Origin of the sequence: Eubacterium coprostanoligenes (genome assembly GCF_900167205.1) — a bacterium.
In the GTDB taxonomy this organism is placed as follows: Bacteria; Bacillota; Clostridia; order Oscillospirales; family Acutalibacteraceae; genus Eubacterium_R; species Eubacterium_R coprostanoligenes.
Map to the genome: position 1 here is coordinate 60,860 of NZ_FUWW01000006.1, position 17,598 is coordinate 78,457.

Genomic DNA, 17,598 nt, shown 5'->3' on the forward strand with positions numbered 1-17,598 from the left:
AATTATTTGATTACACGAACACGGATAACACCGTCAATAGCCTCAATTTCCTTTGCAGCAGCGTCTGTTACATCACTGTCGCACTCAATGATTGAGTAAGCAATGTCGCCTCTGCTCTTGTCCTCAAATGATGCGATGTTAACACCGTCCTTTGAGAATGTGTCTGTAATTGTTGCAATCATATTTGGCTGATTTTTGTGAATGATTGTTACACGAGCAACACCGGTTCTCGGCATAAATACAGGTGGCATATTAACAGAATTCTTGATATTGCCGTCAACAAGGTAATCAATAAGTTCCTGCGCACCCATAGCAGCGCAGTTTTCTTCACTTTCAGGAGTTGAAGCACCAAGGTGAGGAATGGCAATTACTCCATCAACACCGATAAGCTTTGCATCCGGAAAGTCGGTTACATAGCAAGCCATTTTGCCCTCGTCAAGAGCCTCGATAACAGCGTCGCTGTCTGCAAGGTCGCCACGGGCAAAGTTCATAATACGAACGGTGTCTTTCATCTTTTCGATTGACTCACGGTTAATCATATGCTTTGTGTCCGGTGTAAGCGGAACATGAACCGTGATATAATCGGCAACAGGAAAAATCTCGTCCAAATTATTATTAACAGTAATTCCCTTTTTAAGGACTGCGTCCTCAGGCAAATACGGATCGTAACCGATTACATCCATACCAAGGTCAACCGCAACCTCGGCAACAAGTCTGCCGATAGCACCAAGTCCGATAACGCCGAGAGTTTTGCCCTTGAGTTCGGGACCAGCAAATGCAGACTTACCCTTTTCTACGGTTTTGCCTACATTGTCGCCTTCATCCTTGATTGTTTTGCACCAATCAATAGCCTTTGTTACCTTTCTTGATGACAAAAGCATACCCAAAACAACAAGTTCCTTAACTGCGTTTGCGTTTGCACCCGGAGTGTTGAAAACAACAATGCCCTTGTTTGCACAATCTGCAACAGGAATGTTGTTTGTACCTGCACCGGCTCTTGCAATTGCAAGGAGTGATTCAGGCATTTCCATATCGTGCATTGATGCCGAACGCACCATAATTGCATCCGGATTTTCCATATCATCGGAATATGCAAATTCCTTTGTGTCAAACTTTGCAAGACCGACATTTGAAATCTTATTTAACAATTTAATATTATACATATTATATATACCTCAATTACATATTTTCTTTTTCAAATTCAGCCATAAATTCTACAAGCTTTTCTACACCTTCAATCGGCATTGCATTGTAGATAGAAGCTCTCATACCGCCAACGGTTCTGTGGCCTTTAAGGTTTACAAAGCCTGCTTCTGTTGCTTCCTTGATAAACTTAGCGTTAAGCTCTTCGCTGTCGGTTACAAACGGAACATTCATAAGGCTTCTGTCCTCAGGAACAACCGTACCATGGAACATCTTTGAATTGTCAAGGAAGTTGTAGAGAATAGCGGCTTTCTTTTCGTTATGAGCTTTCATTGCTTCAAGTGAGCCGAATTCTTCCTTAATCCAATCAAGTACAAGCTTGCAGATGTAAATTGTCCAGCATGGAGGAGTGTTGTAAAGTGAATCTGCATCTGCCTGAATTTTGTAGTTCATCATAACAGGGCAAATATCTCTTGCGTTGCCGAGCAAATCCTCACGAACGATAACAACAACCAAACCGGCAGGAGCAACATTCTTTTGAGCACCGAAGTATACAACGCCGAATTTGCTGATGTCAAGAGGCTCGGAAAGAGCACATGACGAAACATCGGCAATAAGTACCTTGTCGCCAACCGGAGGCAATTCCTTATAAACTGTACCATAAATTGTATTGTTCATACAAATATATACATAGTCTGCATCATCTCTGAAATCTTCAGGCTTTGTCTTTGGAATATATGTAAAAGTCTTATCGGCTGAAGAAGCGGCGGCAACAACATCACCGTACTTTTGAGCCTCCTGAAAAGCCTTTTTAGCCCATTGACCTGTGATAATGTAATCTGCCTTGCCCGAACCGTTCATAAAATTAAGCGGAATGGCAGAAAACTGTGCTGAAGCACCGCCTTGCAAAAACAATACCTTGTAGTTGTCCGGAACTTTGTAAAGTTCTCTCATAAGCTTTTCTGCTTCTTTAATAATATCGTCAAACCATTTTGAACGGTGGCTCATTTCCATAACAGATTGACCACTACCATGATAATCCATAATCTCTGCGCCTGCTTTTTGCAAAACACTTTCCGGAAGAGTTGAAGGTCCGGCACTGAAGTTATATACTCTTGACATATTTCTTTACCTCTCTAAATATAAAAGTTTAAAAATGGTTACTGCTTTTATTGCATCGCCTATATTACATTATATAGATGTTAATTTTTTTGTCAATGTTTATTAGTAAACTTTGTCACAATTGACAAGACTTTGTGATATTTTTGTCAATATCATTTAAATTTCATAACAATATTAAAATCTGTCGCAAATTTTGAAATACTTTTCAAAAAAAGTATTGACAAACGAGTGAAAGTTGAGTATAGTTAGATTGTAATCATTACAATGTAGGTGACAGAAATGACTGAAACTCAAATTCAAAAGATGTTCAGGAGTCATTCTTACAGAGCCACCCCACAGCGTATTGCGATATACAAATATTTGAGTGAACATCCAACTCACCCCGATGTTGAAGAAGTATATCAATTTATGCTAAAGGAAAATCCCAACACTTCAAGAACTACGATATACAATGTGTTGAAGTCACTTGAAAAAGAAGGATTGATATTGGCAATCAAGATTGACAATGAACGCATCCGATACGATGCAGACACCAAACTGCACGGTCACTTCAGGTGCAACGGATGCAACAAAATTTTTGACTTTTTGATTGATGACATCAAGTGTACAGGCATTGATGATTTTGAAACGAAAACAAAAGATATGTATTTCAGTGGCTTTTGCCCGAAATGCAAACAAAAATAATTTTTTAACATAAAGGAGTATTTGAAATGAACAAGAAGTATTATTGCCCTGTATGTGGCTACGAAAGTGACGAACCAATCGATGTATGCCCTCTCTGCGGTGCTAAAATGGCTGTTAGAGAAGAAGGTGCAAGCAACGAATGGGCAGCAGAACACAAGGTTGGCATCATTGACGGTGTTGATGAAGAAATCGTAAAGGGTCTTCGTGACAACTTCAACGGTGAATGTTCAGAAGTTGGTATGTACCTTGCAATGGCAAGAGTTGCACACCGTGAAGGTTATCCTGAAATCGGTCTTTATTGGGAAAAGGCAGCTTATGAAGAGGCAGAGCACGCTGCAAAGTTTGCAGAAATGCTCGGCGAAGTTGTAACTGATTCAACAAAGAAGAACCTTGAAATGAGAGTTGCTGCTGAAAGAGGCGCAACAGAAGGCAAGACTCAACTTGCTCTCCTTGCAAAGAAAGCAAACCTTGATGCAATCCACGACACAGTTCACGAGATGGCTCGTGACGAAGCTCGCCACGGCAAGGCATTTGAGGGACTTCTCAAGAGATATTTCGGCTAATTAATAACCCAAATTAACTAAAGCAAAAATAAAGCGGACTGCGATTTAGACTTCAATGAAGTTGAACGCAATCCGCTTTTAATTTTATTTTAATTTGAATGACGAAACATCAAGTTCGTTATCAAGCAGATAATAATAATCACCTACATAAGTAACTCTTGTATTCATTCCGCCATACGAGCTTTTTTTGAGTTTTGAAGTGTAGTTTTCTTTTTCTACAATCTTGCCGTCCTTTACAGATACAACAATTGCACCCTTTTGAGTGTTTTTGTCATTTACAACAGGAACAGCATAATATCCCTTTTCTTTGTTTTCAACAAGAGCTTTTGGATTATACTGTGCCTCACTTGAAACCGTGCGATAAACTCTTTCGTCAAGCACCTTTGGTTCAAGCGGGTCAGAAACATCAAACAAAACAAACTTCAGTCCGTCTGTTCGTTCGGTATTATCATCATCAAAATATGTGTTATATCCAACTCCGAGAAGTTGATCACCGCCAACATTTACAAGCATAGACGAAAAGCCGTCAACTTCAACATTGCCCATAAATTTCGGTTTTTTCACATTTGAAAGATTGATAATAAACAGCGGGTCAGTGTTTTCATATGTGATTACATACGCATAATTATCAACATATTTCACCGCTTTTATGCTCTCACCGCTTGCAAAAGCCTCTGACTTATAAATCTGTTTTAAGTTTGAATCAAAAACATAAAGATAATTGTTTTCCTTGCCTTTAATCATTTGAGTTGTGAACACACAAAGATGATTGTCCTTTTCGGCAAAGGAATACTGATTGTTTACAGTGCCCTTAATTTTTACATAATCGCAGAACTTAACTCCGTCTTTGAGCGAAATCTTTGCAATTGTGGTGTTAGGTTCTTTGTCATTAAGGTCGTAGCCATAAACATAGAGATAATCTTTATTGCTGTAAACATCCTCTCCGCAACCGAGCACAGCCTTTGTTGTGCCGATAGTTTCGCAAGTGTTTACATCAAGAGCAGTCACAACAATATAGTTTGTGCCGACTCCGTTTTTAGCATAATAAATATCATTTGCATTCAGCTTGTCTGCTTCATCGTTGCCCGTACAGGTTGACGGAATATAATCTTTAACCGTTGATGCCGAACTAATGTCATAGCTTGACACAATGTAAAACACATCGCCCACAAGCCTTGATGAAATATAAGCCCCCGATTGTTCAAATGAATTAATCTCGGTAGGATTTTCTTTATCGCTTATATCATAAACTATTGCCTTGGTTGCATTGTGATAAGCTGCACCCTTTGTGTTCACCGTTGGACTTGAAAAACTGGTGCAATTTACAACAAGTTTTTCATCAGACACAAACATATCCTCAATAATGCTGTCTGTATCATTAAAATCAATGGTGTTTGCAACAGATGATTTGCCATTTTTAGTTTCAATCACATTGACTTTGCGAGTGTCAACACCCGCTTTCTCGTCAAATGAACGATTGATGTAATAAATGTCGTTACCGCTTGTCTTGATAATATCGGCTTCGTCAACGCCTTTTTCCTGAACATAGGTTTCAGCGCTTTCGGAATTCGGCTTTGATGATGTTGAATCCGCCGATTCCATATACTGAATCAATTCGGGAGACGGTTCCCCTTTTGCCACAGAATTATAGCCGTTTCTTTTCTTTTCTTTTTTTTGGCTCTTTTTGATATATTTTTCTACCTTATCGTAGCTATCAAATTTTTCAAGTGAGCTTGCCGAGGTTGTTGCCTCATCTGATCTGATTCTATAATCAATATCCGAAACATTTACGGTTGTGATAACCATAACAAAAACGGCGATGCACGCCGCTATACTCATTCCTGCCTTGAACGCAGTTGATTGTCTGAATTGTATCTTCACAGGGCGTACATTATTCAATTTTGATTGCACTCTTTTGTCGAGCTCATCGGGCACTTCAACCCGTGCTTCATCAAACTTGGCTTTGATGAAGTCAAAATCATTGTTTTTCATACTTACCCTCCAAGAAATCACGCATTTTGGCCAATGCTCTTGACAGCTTTGACCTTGTTGCTCCAGAGGTATATCCGGTGACTTTGGCAATTTCCTTGCTGTTAAAACCTGATACTGAAAGAAGAACTATGTCTTTTTCGACATCATTCAGTATGGCTAACGCTTCTCGCAATTCAAGTGCTTTAAAGTCACCGTCATTCGCCGAAAGACCGCTTTCGACTTCGGACAGATCTTCACTTTCCTTTGCTTTGATGACATCCTTCACATAGTGAGAACAACTGGCAGCGTGAATACGAAACAAATATGTAGAAAACGCTTTTGGATTTTTTAGCTTTCCGATTTGTTCGAGAGCTGCCAACATAGTGTCGGACACGGCATCCATAGCATAATCAGGGTCGCCGATCTTATACCACGCATAGCGGTAAAGAGAGTCTTTATATTCAAGGTACAGCTGTGAAAAAGCCTCCCTGTCACCCTGTCGAGATCTAACTACCAAGTTAAGATCCGCCATAAATTCACCTCTTTGAGATCTCTCTCATAATAATAGTACAAAAAAACTTCAAAAGTGTTGCAATAAAATTGAAAAAATTTCAAAAATTTTTAAAAGCTTCCATAACACCCTGTTTTTCCTCCTCCGTCAACGACAAGAGGAAGCTGTTTTTTAATTAAAGTGCAACGAAATTAACAAGTTTTCCCGGAACATAAACTTCCTTTTTAATTTCCTTGCCGTCAAGGAGTTCTGCAATTTTTGGTTCAGCCTTTGCTGTTGCCAAAACATCATCCTTTGTCATATCAACAGGCACAGTTATCTTTGCACGAACCTTGCCCATAATCTGAATAACGATTTCAACATCGTTTTCCTTTGTTTTTTCTTCATCATACTCCGGCCACTTAGCTTGATTAACCATTCCGCCGAAGTTCATTACATCCCACATTTCCTCTGTAACATGAGGTGCAAACGGATTAAGTAAAATTGTAAGAGTTTTGAGCTCTTCCTTATTACAACCCTTTGCAGAAAGCTCGTTAACCAAAGTCATCATAGCCGCAATAGCTGTGTTAGCCTTGAGGTTGTCAATATCATAAGTAACCTTCTTGATTGTTTTGTGCATAAGAGCTTCCATTTGAGGAGTGTACTCGTCGCCGTCAACAACCTTTTCCTGAAGGTTCCAGTACTTTTCAATAAATCTCTTACAGCCCTTGATAGAATCAGAGTTCCAAGGAGCAGCCTTTTCAAAGTCACCGATGAACATCTCATAAAGACGCATTGTGTCTGCACCGTAGGTGTCAACGATTTCATCAGGGTTAACAACATTTCCTCTTGACTTTGACATCTTTTCGCCGTTCTCACCCAAAATCATACCGTGAGAAGTTCTCTTTTGATACGGTTCGGAAGTAGGAACAACACCGATGTCGTAAAGGAACTTGTGCCAGAATCTTGAATAGAGGAGGTGGAGAGTTGTATGCTCCATACCACCGTTGTACCAATCAACAGGAGTCCAATATTCGGCAGCTTCTTTAGAAATAAGTTCCTTGTCATTGTGTGGGTCGCAATATCTGAGGAAGTACCATGATGAGCCTGCCCACTGTGGCATTGTGTCGGTTTCTCTCTTTGCCGGACCGCCGCAACAAGGACAAGTTGTGTTTACCCAATCAGTCATCTTTGCAAGCGGTGATTCGCCTGTATCGGTTGGCTCATATGATTCAACATTTGGAAGTGTGAGAGGAAGTTGGCTTTCATCAAGAGGCACATAACCGCACTTTTCGCACTTAACGATAGGAATCGGCTCGCCCCAATATCTTTGACGAGAAAATACCCAGTCACGGAGTTTGAAGTTAACCTTTTGGTGACCCTTGCCCTCTTTTGTGAGCCATTCGGTAATAGCTTTTTTAGCTTCTTCAACAGACATACCTGTGAGGAAGTCGGAATTTGTCATAACACCTGTTGCGCAATCGGTGAACGCTTCGTTTTCAACACCGACCTTTGAACCGGCAACAACTTCAATGATAGGAAGATCGAACTTCTTTGCAAATTCCCAGTCACGAGTGTCGTGAGCAGGTACAGCCATAATTGCACCTGTACCGTAAGAAACGAGAACATAGTCAGAAATGAAGATAGGAATTTCTTTGTTGTTTACAGGGTTGATACCCATAACGCCCTGAAGTCTGACACCTGTCTTGTCCTTGTTAAGTTCTGTTCTTTCAAAATCAGACTTGTGAGCAGCCTCATCCTGATACTTACGAACTTCGTCAAGATTAGTGAGCTTGTCTGCCCACTTTTCGATATAAGGATGTTCAGGTGAAATAACCATATATGTCGCACCGAAAAGGGTATCGGGACGAGTAGTATATACAGTGAGAGTGTCGCCGAGAGTTGTGCCGAAATCAACCTCTGCACCTGTTGAACGACCAATCCAGTTGCGTTGCTGTGTTTTTACTCTGTCGATGAAATCAACATCATCAAGGTCTTTTACAAGACGGTCTGCATATTCTGTAATTTTGAGCATCCACTGGCTTTGTTTCTTACGGATAACTTCACTTCCGCAACGCTCGCAAACACCGTTTACAACTTCTTCGTTTGCAAGAACGCACTTACAAGATGTGCACCAGTTTACAGCCATTTCCTTTTTGTATGCCAAGCCTTTTTTGAAGAGCTGGAGGAAAATCCACTGTGTCCACTTGTAGTAAGACGGGTCTGTGGTGTTGATTTCTCTTGTCCAGTCAAATGAGAAACCGAGAGATTGAAGTTGCTGTTTGAAGTGAGCAACATTGTTCTTTGTTACCTCTGCCGGATGAATGTGATTTTTGATGGCAAAGTTTTCGGTAGGAAGTCCGAAAGCGTCCCAACCCATTGGATAAAGAACATTGTAGCCCTCAAGTCTTTTTTTACGAGCAACAATATCAAGAGCCGTGTATGAACGAGGGTGTCCAACATGCAAGCCCTGTCCGCTTGGATAAGGGAATTCTACCAAGCAATAATATTTTGGCAAGGAGAAATCCTGCTTTGCGGCAAATGTGTTTTGGGTGTACCAAACATTTTGCCACTTTGATTCTATTTGTTTAAAATTATATTCCATTATGTCAGTCCTCCATAGAAATTATTTACTGTTATTCTTTGACAATAATATCGTCAATATTGATTTTTTCGCCGTCCTCCCAAAGACGCTCAATTTGATAAAATCCACGCTGTTGCTTGAGAAGAATGTGAATTACACAGCCTGCATAGTCAAGGCAAACCCACTCACTGCGTTCGCCCTCAATGTGATGAGGCTCATAACCTGCCTCTGACAATTTATATTCAACCTCATCGGCAATGGCCTTGAGCTGTGTGTTTGAATTTGCTGTTGCGATAACAAAATAATCGGTAAGAACGGTAATATCCGATACCTTTATAACTTCAATATCGTCACCACGCTTGCTGTCGATTGCCTTTACGGCTATCTGTGCAATTTCCAAATAATTTTCCTTGTCCATAGTCATTCCTTTATTATAAACATTATATATTGTTTAGGCAAGGCTTTGCCCTGCTGTTATTTTTATTTAATCTGCCTGTTTGATTATTGCCTTTTGGAGCACCCAATTGTAGCAATAAAGAGTGTCGGGATGAATCAGTTTGTTTTTGTTTGCCAAATCGGTTATCGTAAACCGAGTGGCACAAAGCATTGCATCTGTAAGCGAATTATCTGCAAGTTTTCTCACACTTTCAACATCCGGATAGCTACGCTCCGCACTTGTCAAATCGGCAAGATAAATCACCATTTCAAAATCTGTCATTTCTGCGTGACCCGTTGTGTGATAACGAATTGCATTCAAAATTTCCTCGTCATCAATGCCGAGAATACTCTTGACATAGCAAGACCCTGAAATTTGATGATACACCAATTTGTTACTTTTTTCAAGTTCTGTGGGGATAATGCCTAAATTTTCCATATATTTTTCCTGCTCGGCATAATCCGTTTCTTTGGTGATGTCGTGCAGAATTCCCGCAAGATACGCCTTGTCCTCATCAAGAGAATAAATCTCTGCAAGTTCCCTTGCCCGCTTCGCCACATTCATACTGTGGGTATAGCGATATTCGGACAATCTTTCTTTAATAATTTTTTCGTACTTTTCAAAATCATACATAGAGCCTGTGCTCCTTTATATATCTATTTACGCTTTCGGGGATATAGTAAGACACATCCTCGCCGTTTTTTATCATATCCCTAATCTGTGATGACGAAATGTCGATAACATCAAATTCCGACACAACAACATCCTTTAATTTTGGATGTTCCGCCTTGAACTCCAGCATTTCATCATACTGATTTTTTTCTCGTGCCGCAGTGACAACCGTGCAAGCAGAAAGTATTTCTTCAAACTTATACCACTTTTCAAAATAGAAAAATTGGTCCGCTCCTACAATCAAGAAAAATTCATCATCGCGATACTTCTCTTTCAGCTCGCAAATAGTGAGATATGTGTAGCTTTTGCCGTCACGCATAAATTCAATATCGCTGACAAGTTCATTTTCGCCTACACAAAGTTCGAGCATATTTATTCTGTGCTTTCCGTCAATTAATTCATCGGACGATTTATGTGGTGGGTTGGCAGTCGGGATAAATATAATCCTGTCAAGCGAAAGTGCTTTTTTGTATTGCTCGGCAAGAGCCAAATGCCCGTTGTGAACCGGATTGAACGCTCCGCCGAATATGCCTGTTTTCATCGGCTCTTACCCTGCTTTTTGTCACGGTCGTTGCGATAACGAGGGCGGTCATAAACAGCATAAGGATTCTTTGCTTCCTTTTCTCTCTGTCTTTGACGAAGACCTTTAATCTTAACTTTTTTCTTTGCCTTTGCTTTTGCCGTGCCCTGACCTCTTGCTTTTTTCTTTGCCTGAATTTTATCGGGATCGGCTTTTCTGTAAAGAACGATAATTCCGCCGATAACCTGAATAACCTCGGCATCAAGTCTTTCTGCAAGCTGCGGTGCAAGCTCCTTTGGTGTTTGCGGTGCAGTTTCGAGGTGAACACGGATTTTGATAAGTTCTCTTACATCAAGGGTGTCGTCAATCTGTGTAATAAGATTGTCGGTGATGCCCTCTTTGCCGATTTGTATAATAGCCTCAAGAGAATTTGCCTTTGCTCTCCAAGACGCTCTTTCTTTTGATGTCATAAAATATTCTCCAATTCCTTTGTTAACTTTCTTAATGCGTTGCCTCTGTGAGAAATCTTGTCTTTTTCTTCTCCCTCATATTTGCCAAACGACTTGCCGTTGATGATGAACAGCGGGTCATAACCGAAGCCTGCGTTGCCGTCACGCTCAAAGCCGATTGTTCCGTGGCACTCGCCTCTTACTGTGATCTCCTTGCCGTCGGGGAAAATGCAACAAATGGCACAAACATAATATGCTGTACGCTTTGCTTCCTCAACACCCTCAAGTTTTTTGAGAAGAAGCTTGTTGTTTTCCTCATCGTCTGCATTTTTTTCGTTGTCAACATTCACACCGTTGTGAACTTCAATATTTGCAAAACGAGCCGAATAAATACCCGGTGCACCGTCAAGGTAATCAACACAAAGACCGCTGTCGTCTGCAATGGCAGGAAATCCTGTAATCTTGCAAGCCGATTCCGCCTTGATTTTTGCGTTGGCCTCAAATGTGTCGCCGTCCTCAACGACCTCCGGAAGAGTAATTCCGAGCATTTTTGCGGTTACGACATTTATACCGAGCGGAGAGAGAATTCTTTGCATTTCTGCAAGTTTTTTCATATTATTTGTAGCAAGAATAAAATCCATTACTTTTTATCCTCCTCTGTCGGCTCTTCCTCTGTCTTTACGCTTTCGTTGATGAAATCAGCGATTGTGCTGTCGTCATCGTGAGTTGGTTTTATATCAAACATTGCAGATGCAAAAGCCTCTGCGTCAAACGGTTGCAAATCGTCAATTTGCTCGCCTACACCGACAAACTTAACCGGAACATCAAGTTCGTTGTTGATTGCAAGAACAACACCGCCTCGAGCCGTGCCGTCAAGTTTTGTGAGAATAATACCCGTAATGCCTGCTGCCTCCTTGAAATCTTTTGCCTGATTAACAGCGTTTTGACCTGTTGTTGCATCAAGCACAAGGAGAGTTTCACGGCTTGCGTTTGGAAGTTCTCTGTCAATTACACGGCTGATTTTGTTAAGCTCATCCATAAGATTTTTCTTATTGTGAAGTCTGCCTGCCGTGTCAATAATGATTACATCCGCATTTTTAGCCTTACCCGATTGAATTGTGTCATAAACAACGGCAGCCGGGTCTGCGCCCTCACTGTGCTTTACAAGCGGAACGCCTGCTCTGTCTGCCCAAACCTGCAACTGCTCGATAGCACCTGCACGAAAAGTATCGGCTGCACCCAAAACAACACTTCTGCCCATAGACTTCAATCTCATGGCAAGTTTGCCGATTGTTGTGGTTTTGCCAACGCCGTTTACACCGATTACAAGAATGATTGACGGCTTGGTGCGAAGTGCAAGATAGCTACCGCCCCAAACAACACCGGCAACAATATCCTTGAGCGTTTCTCTTACCTGGGCAACGCTTGTAATATTATCGTTAGCAATTTTTTCCTTTAAGTCACTGATTACTCGCTCTGCTGTCGGAAAGCCGACATCGCCCATAATCAATACCTCTTCAAGCTCGTCAAAAAGCTCGTCTGTTATTTTTTCGTGAGATTCGATAGTTTCGTTAATCTGCTTAACCATACCCTCGTCACGAGTTTTTCTAAGACCTTTTCTGAATTTATCAAACAAACCCATATGTTAATTCCTCGCTAAAATTTGATACTTTTTTGTATTAAAAAAACGGTTAGATTATTTTAAGGTGCGTTTTAAATGCGTTATCTTCAATCTATGCTTCCAAGCCCATTTGTTGAGCAAGTTCTGCCGACTGAAGTTCAAGAAGTTTTGAAACGCCCTTTTCCTGCATTGTAACGCCGTACAAAACATCCGCTTCTTCCATTGTGCCTCTACGGTGAGTGATGGAAATGAACTGTGTTTTGTCTGTCATACGGCGCATATATTTTGCAAATCGTTCAACATTGACATCATCAAGTGCAGCCTCAACCTCATCATAAATACAAAACGGTGACGGCTGAACTTTGAGCACGCTGAACAGCAACGCCATTGCCGCAAGCGACTTTTCACCGCCGGAGAAAAGATTGATGTTTTGCACCGACTTGCCCGGTGGTTGAATTTTAATCTCAATAGCCGATTCAAGGCAATTATCCGGTTCTTCAAGAATAATCTCTCCGTTGCCGCCGCCGAAGAAATCGGCAAAACAGGTTTTAAACTCGGTGTTAATCTTGTTGAACTGGGTCATAAACTTTTCGCTCATAGATGAGGTCAGGTCATCAATTATCTTTGCAAGTTCCTTTTTGCTCTGCTCAATATCGTCAGTCTGTTCCTTGAGGAAATTGTATCTTTCGGACACTTCCTTGTATTCCTCAATTGCACCGACATTGATTGAGCCGAGTCCTCTGATTGCAACCTTGATTTCGTGAAGTCGCTTTTTAGCCTCCGCCATATCATCGATTACGATTCCGAGTGCCTGTGCCTCGGGTTTTGTAAGTTCGTACTGTTCAAACAGCATATCGCCGAGTTCGTCATATTCTTTTTTCATATTAGCCTTGCGTTCTTCAAGTCTGACAATATCACCCGACAATTTTTCCTTGTCGGTAAGGGTTGCCTTTTCTTTTGCACGAAGCTCATTGGAGCGCTTTTCAAGCTCGTTTCTGTCCTCGATTTTTTGCGTTACGGCATCGTTGCTTTCACTTGCCTTTTGGCGAAGTTCGTCAGCCTGTGCCTTAACATCATTGATAGAAAGCATGAGATTTTCGTTTTTGGCTTTAATCTCGTTTATTTCATCCGTGATGTTCTTAACCCTGTCGGACTGTGTTGACTTGCGAAGTTCCAACTCCTCAACAGAAAGTCTTGCCGCCTCGCTGTCCTTGGTCAAGGTTACAAGTTCAAGGTTAATCTGTTCTGTCTTTTCTCTGATTTTATCACGCTTTGACGAAAGTTCCTTTGCACCTGTCGAAACATTGTTAAGTTCGGCTTCGGTATCCGCCATCTGCTTTTCAATTTCAGCAGCCTCTTGCTTTGCATTTTCAACAGCCTGATTGAACAGAAGAATTCTGCCCTCACTGTTTTCCTGCTCTCTGCACATTGTATCTCGCTGATTGATGAACGATTGGAGCTTGTCCGAAATAAGCTTTGCGTCACCCTCGGCACGAATGTACTCCTCCTTTGCATTGCGTAAATCCGCATCCGCACCTTGGAGGTCGGCAACAGCAGAATTAGCATCCTCAACCGCTTTTTTGAGTTCTGCCTGAACCTCTTTAAGTTCATTGCCGATTTTTTGAGCCTCGCTCTTTAATTCTTCAATAAGATTTGCACGGGAAAGAACACCGCTTCCCTTACCCTTTGAACCGCCGGACATTGAACCGCCCGGATTCATCACTTGACCGTCAAGGGTGACAATCTTATATCTGTTTTTATATCTCTTTGAAATTGCGATGGCACAGTCAATATCCTCAACAACCATAACTCTGCCGAGAAGATTTTCAACAATATCTCTGTACTGCTCATCACAATCCACAAGATTTGATGCAACATCGACAAAACCGAAGTTGTCATCAAGATTTTTTTCGTCCATATATCTCGGCTTGATTGCAGAAATCGGGAGAAATGTTGCTCTGCCGACATTGTTCTGCTTCAAGTAGTTGATGGCACGCTTTGCGTCACTTTCGGTTGACACAACAACATTTTGCATTGCCGCACCGAGTGCAATTTCAATAGCGGTTGAATTTTCGTTATCAACGGTGATAAGCTGTGACAATGTGCCGTGAATACCCGGAAGTGCCTTGCTTTGGCTTTGCTTGAGCACTGCCTTTACAGCACCGGAGAAGCCCTCCATATTCTTTTCCAAATCCTCAAGAACACGGGCACGGTCGCTCTTTTCTGCCATTTGGCGTGCAAGCCTTTCGGCATCCTGCTTTATTTTCTCCGCCTTTTGCTTCTTGGCGTCAACTTTCATTTGATAACCGCCGAGAGAGTTTTCGTATTCGTCAATTCGCTCTTTCAAAAGCTCAAGATTTTTGTTGCTCTCGTCCGCCTGACTTTGAGTGTAGTCAATATCCTTTTGAGTTGCCTCGATTTGCGATGCAATGGTGTCTTTGCGAGAATTGATTTCGTCAATAGATGAAGTCGCCTGCGACATTTTAACCTTGCTGTCGGAAAGTTTTATGGTAAGAGCAGTAAGCATTTGATTGAGTTCAACCGTCTTGTCCGAAATTTCCATATTTTCGTTTTGGACTTTGCTGAGTTCGTTTGCAACGCTTTCAAGCTCCGCCTTTTTGTCTGCTATTAATTTTTCATTTTCTGCGATTATTTTATTTTTCGCTTCTATCTGCTCATCAATGGTTGCACCCGTGCCGTCCGCATCGGTGATGTCAGCCGTAAGCCTTTCGATAGTTTCGTTATTATATTCAAGAGTTGCGTTAAGAACGCTGATTTCGCCGTCTTTGCGGAGTGCTTCTTCCTCATATCCGGAAGCGCCTAACCTGCTTTGTTCAATAGCCAAATTGATTGAAGTGACCTTTTCTGCAACCTCTTCAAGTTCTTTTTCGATAGCGGCAAGGTCGTTTTCAGAAACTTCGTAAGAAGCCTTAACAGCGTCAATCTTATGCTCCTGCTCTCTCAATTCAACAGTAAATCTGTTGATTTTGTTGAGCCAAACGCCGATTTCAAGAGTCTTTTTTTCCTCGCTGTATTCAAGGAACTTCTGCGCCTTTTCGCTCTGCTTTTTAAGAGGACCCACACGGCTTTCAAGTTCGCCTAAAATATCAAGAAGTCTGACAAGATTTTCCTGCGCCTGGTCAAGTCTGCGTTCTGCATCCTTTCTCTTATGACGGAAACGAGAAATGCCTGCCGCTTCCTCAAAGAGTTCTCGTCTGTCCTCATTTTTGGCAGAAATGATAGAGTCGATTTTGCCCTGACCTACCATGGAATATCCGTCCGAACCAAGACCCGTATCCATAAACAACTCGTGAATATCTTTTCTTCTTACGCTTTCGCCGTCAATCTTATATTCACTTTCGCCCGAACGATAGTATCGGCGGGTTACTGTGACAATTTCGTCATGGTCTTTGAGTGTTCCGTCCGAATTGTCCAGCGTGAGCATAACCTGTGCAAAGCCGAGAGCCTTACGCTTTGATGTTCCGCCAAAAATGACATCTTCCATTTTTGAACCACGAAGCGATTTTGTACTCGTTTCGCCGAGAACCCATCTCACCGCATCGGAAATATTACTTTTGCCCGAACCGTTAGGTCCGACAACAGCGGTAATACCCTTGCCGAAATTTAATTCTGTTTTGTCGGGGAACGATTTGAACCCCTGCATTTCAAGTGATCGTAGTAACATATCTTTTACCGTCTTATAATCTTTAAATCGTCCTTTGCAACCATGTCGGTTACAGTAACCTTTATGTTATATCCCTCTTCCATAAGGAAGTATATATTGCGTTTTTGCTGACCCTTCAGTTGAGATACCGAGCGTGGATTGACCATAATCTCGTAATCTCCGGGTCTTAATTTAAGTATCTTATTGAGCATAAATCTGCTCTTGACTATCTCGCCGAACGACTCGTGATAAGCACCTGCCACGGCATTTTTCTTTATGTCATTTGAAGCGTGAAGCCCAAGTCGGATAATCTTTATGCCCGCTTCTTCAAACATAGGAACAAGCGTTGTGCAAAGATTTGCTGCATCGTCAACTGTTTGCGGATTAAACATTTCGTCCTCGTACAGTTTTGCAAGCATTGTGCCTTTTAGCACAACCGTTGGATAAATACGCACGGTTGCCGGCTGAAGTGCAATGATTTTTTTTGCGGTTTCTATTGCCTTTTCGTCCGTGTCAAGATAAAGCCCCGTCATCATTTGAAGTCCGAGTTCAAAGCCATAGGACTTGATGAGATTTGAAGCGTTGACAACATCCTGTGCCGTATGCCCACGAAGGTTTGCCTTGAGCACCTCGTCATCCATACTTTGAGCGCCGAGTTCGATTGAAGTAACGCCGTATTTTTTAAGAAGTGTAAGCACTTCGTCATCAATAAAATCAGGTCGAGTGCTGATTCGGATTCCGTTCACTCTGCCGTCCTCAACATAAGGATAAGCAGATTTTAAAAGCGTGAGCATATAATCTCTGTCAATCGCAGTGAACGAGCCGCCGAAAAATGCAATTTCGTATTCGTAGCCTTTTTTCTTCAATGCAATTTCAACCGCTTCTCTCACATCATCGGCAGTCGGTTGCTTGACATTGCCCGTGATTGTTTTTTGATTGCAAAACGAACATTGTTGCGGACATCCGAGATGCGGAATAAAAATGCTGATGTTTCCTTTTTTCATATAATTCCCATCAACGAAAGTGCTTCTTTCGCCGCCTCCTGCTCTGCCTGCTTTTTGCTTCTGCCGACACCTCTGCCGACAACATTTGAATTGAGGTGAACCTCTGCTTCAAAAACCTTGTCGTGGTCAGGACCTTTTTCGCCGACAATGACATAGTTAAGTGTCTCGTCCTTGTTCTGCTGAATAATCTCCTGCAAGGTGGTTTTGTAATCCTTAAACAAAATGTGATGAGTGCTTACATCTCTTGCCAAGAAGTGAAGAATGTGTTTTTTTGCCGGTTCCATACCGCCGTCAAGATAAATTGCGGCAATGAGTGCCTCAAAGGCATCCTCAAGGTTTGAATCCCTGTCCTTGCCGCCCATTTTTTCCTCACCTCTGCCCAAAAGCAAATAATCGCCAAGGTCAATTTCTCTTGCAAAATTTGAAAGCGACTGAGTGCAAACAAGCGACGAACGAAGTTTTGACAACTCACCTTCTGCCATATCCGGAAATTTATGATACAAATACTCTGCCGACACAACGCTCAAAACAGCGTCGCCCAAAAATTCCATTCTCTCGTTATTGAATTTTTTTTGATTATCATTTGCATAAGAGGAGTGAGTAAGTGCTTCCTCCAAATATATTTTTTTCTTAAAGGTATATCCTATTTTTTCTTCTAAAGTTGAAATATCCATT

Annotated in this window: 16 protein-coding genes; 2 read left to right on the forward strand and 14 right to left on the reverse strand. The window is 41.6% G+C overall.

Annotated features, from left to right (window positions below):
* Positions 1–2: 2 nt before the first annotated feature.
* Together B5D29_RS03810 and serC are read right to left on the reverse strand one after the other, a co-directional pair.
* Positions 3–1,163 carry a phosphoglycerate dehydrogenase gene (locus tag B5D29_RS03810; RefSeq protein WP_078768252.1) on the reverse strand — a complete coding sequence of 387 codons (1,161 nt, stop codon included), beginning with the start codon at positions 1,161–1,163 and terminating at the stop codon, positions 3–5.
* Between the two features lie 16 nt (positions 1,164–1,179).
* Positions 1,180–2,265 (reverse strand): 3-phosphoserine/phosphohydroxythreonine transaminase, encoded by a 1,086-nt coding sequence (gene serC / locus B5D29_RS03815; RefSeq protein ID WP_078768253.1) that lies wholly within the window; start codon positions 2,263–2,265, stop codon positions 1,180–1,182.
* A 279-nt stretch (positions 2,266–2,544) separates the two neighbouring features.
* Between serC and B5D29_RS03820 the strand changes: the two genes are divergently transcribed.
* Positions 2,545–2,949, forward strand: coding sequence for a Fur family transcriptional regulator (locus B5D29_RS03820; RefSeq protein ID WP_078768254.1), 405 nt, complete (start codon positions 2,545–2,547; stop codon positions 2,947–2,949).
* 26 nt (positions 2,950–2,975) lie between these two features.
* A complete protein-coding gene (locus B5D29_RS03825) occupies positions 2,976–3,512 on the forward strand; it encodes a ferritin-like domain-containing protein (protein ID WP_078768255.1) in 537 nt (178 codons plus the stop codon).
* An 84-nt stretch (positions 3,513–3,596) separates the two neighbouring features.
* Here B5D29_RS03825 and B5D29_RS03830 read toward each other — a convergent pair whose 3' ends face one another.
* From B5D29_RS03830 to rnc, 12 genes are all read right to left on the reverse strand, one after another.
* Entirely contained in the window at positions 3,597–5,504 is a 1,908-nt protein-coding gene (locus tag B5D29_RS03830) for a beta-propeller domain-containing protein (RefSeq protein ID WP_078768256.1), read from the reverse strand.
* Positions 5,491–6,015 carry an RNA polymerase sigma factor gene (locus tag B5D29_RS03835; RefSeq protein ID WP_078768257.1) on the reverse strand — a complete coding sequence of 175 codons (525 nt, stop codon included), beginning with the start codon at positions 6,013–6,015 and terminating at the stop codon, positions 5,491–5,493. Before B5D29_RS03835 ends, B5D29_RS03830 begins: the two co-directional genes overlap by 14 nt.
* Positions 6,016–6,169: 154 nt before the next feature.
* Positions 6,170–8,578, reverse strand: a complete 2,409-nt coding sequence (gene leuS / locus B5D29_RS03840) for a leucine--tRNA ligase (RefSeq protein ID WP_078768258.1) — start codon at positions 8,576–8,578, stop codon at positions 6,170–6,172.
* Between the two features lie 31 nt (positions 8,579–8,609).
* Positions 8,610–8,975, reverse strand: coding sequence for a ribosome silencing factor (rsfS, locus tag B5D29_RS03845; RefSeq protein ID WP_078768259.1), 366 nt, complete (start codon positions 8,973–8,975; stop codon positions 8,610–8,612).
* Between the two features lie 66 nt (positions 8,976–9,041).
* On the reverse strand, positions 9,042–9,626 hold the full coding sequence (gene yqeK, locus B5D29_RS03850; RefSeq protein WP_078768260.1) for a bis(5'-nucleosyl)-tetraphosphatase (symmetrical) YqeK: 585 nt from the start codon (positions 9,624–9,626) through the stop codon (positions 9,042–9,044).
* Positions 9,619–10,206, reverse strand: coding sequence for a nicotinate (nicotinamide) nucleotide adenylyltransferase (gene nadD, locus B5D29_RS03855; protein ID WP_078768261.1), 588 nt, complete (start codon positions 10,204–10,206; stop codon positions 9,619–9,621). The genes yqeK and nadD overlap by 8 nt, the downstream gene beginning before the upstream one ends.
* Positions 10,203–10,655, reverse strand: coding sequence for a YhbY family RNA-binding protein (locus B5D29_RS03860; protein ID WP_078768262.1), 453 nt, complete (start codon positions 10,653–10,655; stop codon positions 10,203–10,205). Before B5D29_RS03860 ends, nadD begins: the two co-directional genes overlap by 4 nt.
* On the reverse strand, positions 10,652–11,275 hold the full coding sequence (gene rdgB / locus B5D29_RS03865; protein ID WP_078768263.1) for an RdgB/HAM1 family non-canonical purine NTP pyrophosphatase: 624 nt from the start codon (positions 11,273–11,275) through the stop codon (positions 10,652–10,654). The genes B5D29_RS03860 and rdgB overlap by 4 nt, the downstream gene beginning before the upstream one ends.
* Positions 11,275–12,276, reverse strand: coding sequence for a signal recognition particle-docking protein FtsY (gene ftsY, locus B5D29_RS03870; protein WP_078768264.1), 1,002 nt, complete (start codon positions 12,274–12,276; stop codon positions 11,275–11,277). The genes rdgB and ftsY overlap by 1 nt, the downstream gene beginning before the upstream one ends.
* A gap of 91 nt (positions 12,277–12,367) precedes the next feature.
* Positions 12,368–15,940, reverse strand: a complete 3,573-nt coding sequence (gene smc / locus B5D29_RS03875; RefSeq protein WP_078768265.1) for a chromosome segregation protein SMC — start codon at positions 15,938–15,940, stop codon at positions 12,368–12,370.
* 5 nt (positions 15,941–15,945) lie between these two features.
* A complete protein-coding gene (locus B5D29_RS03880) occupies positions 15,946–16,923 on the reverse strand; it encodes an elongator complex protein 3 (protein WP_078768266.1) in 978 nt (325 codons plus the stop codon).
* The gene (rnc, locus tag B5D29_RS03885; RefSeq protein ID WP_078768267.1) at positions 16,920–17,597 is read right to left on the reverse strand and encodes a ribonuclease III; all 678 of its coding nucleotides are present in this window, start codon (positions 17,595–17,597) and stop codon (positions 16,920–16,922) included. The genes B5D29_RS03880 and rnc overlap by 4 nt, the downstream gene beginning before the upstream one ends.
* Position 17,598: the final 1 nt, after the last annotated feature.

What these genes read in the sequence shown, in the direction of transcription:
- nadD (WP_078768261.1), bottom strand. Translation starts at nt 10,206, where the DNA reads ATGAAAACAGGCATATTCGGCGGAGCGTTCAATCCGGTTCACAACGGG.
- B5D29_RS03860 (WP_078768262.1), bottom strand. Translation starts at nt 10,655, where the DNA reads ATGACATCAAAAGAAAGAGCGTCTTGGAGAGCAAAGGCAAATTCTCTT.
- rdgB (WP_078768263.1), bottom strand. Translation starts at nt 11,275, where the DNA reads ATGGATTTTATTCTTGCTACAAATAATATGAAAAAACTTGCAGAAATG.
- yqeK (WP_078768260.1), bottom strand. Translation starts at nt 9,626, where the DNA reads ATGTATGATTTTGAAAAGTACGAAAAAATTATTAAAGAAAGATTGTCC.
- ftsY (WP_078768264.1), bottom strand. Translation starts at nt 12,276, where the DNA reads ATGGGTTTGTTTGATAAATTCAGAAAAGGTCTTAGAAAAACTCGTGAC.
- B5D29_RS03880 (WP_078768266.1), bottom strand. Translation starts at nt 16,923, where the DNA reads ATGAAAAAAGGAAACATCAGCATTTTTATTCCGCATCTCGGATGTCCG.
- rsfS (WP_078768259.1), bottom strand. Translation starts at nt 8,975, where the DNA reads ATGGACAAGGAAAATTATTTGGAAATTGCACAGATAGCCGTAAAGGCA.
- rnc (WP_078768267.1), bottom strand. Translation starts at nt 17,597, where the DNA reads ATGGATATTTCAACTTTAGAAGAAAAAATAGGATATACCTTTAAGAAA.
- smc (WP_078768265.1), bottom strand. Translation starts at nt 15,940, where the DNA reads ATGTTACTACGATCACTTGAAATGCAGGGGTTCAAATCGTTCCCCGAC.
- leuS (WP_078768258.1), bottom strand. Translation starts at nt 8,578, where the DNA reads ATGGAATATAATTTTAAACAAATAGAATCAAAGTGGCAAAATGTTTGG.
- B5D29_RS03835 (WP_078768257.1), bottom strand. Translation starts at nt 6,015, where the DNA reads ATGGCGGATCTTAACTTGGTAGTTAGATCTCGACAGGGTGACAGGGAG.
- B5D29_RS03820 (WP_078768254.1), top strand. Translation starts at nt 2,545, where the DNA reads ATGACTGAAACTCAAATTCAAAAGATGTTCAGGAGTCATTCTTACAGA.
- serC (WP_078768253.1), bottom strand. Translation starts at nt 2,265, where the DNA reads ATGTCAAGAGTATATAACTTCAGTGCCGGACCTTCAACTCTTCCGGAA.
- B5D29_RS03825 (WP_078768255.1), top strand. Translation starts at nt 2,976, where the DNA reads ATGAACAAGAAGTATTATTGCCCTGTATGTGGCTACGAAAGTGACGAA.
- B5D29_RS03830 (WP_078768256.1), bottom strand. Translation starts at nt 5,504, where the DNA reads ATGAAAAACAATGATTTTGACTTCATCAAAGCCAAGTTTGATGAAGCA.
- B5D29_RS03810 (WP_078768252.1), bottom strand. Translation starts at nt 1,163, where the DNA reads ATGTATAATATTAAATTGTTAAATAAGATTTCAAATGTCGGTCTTGCA.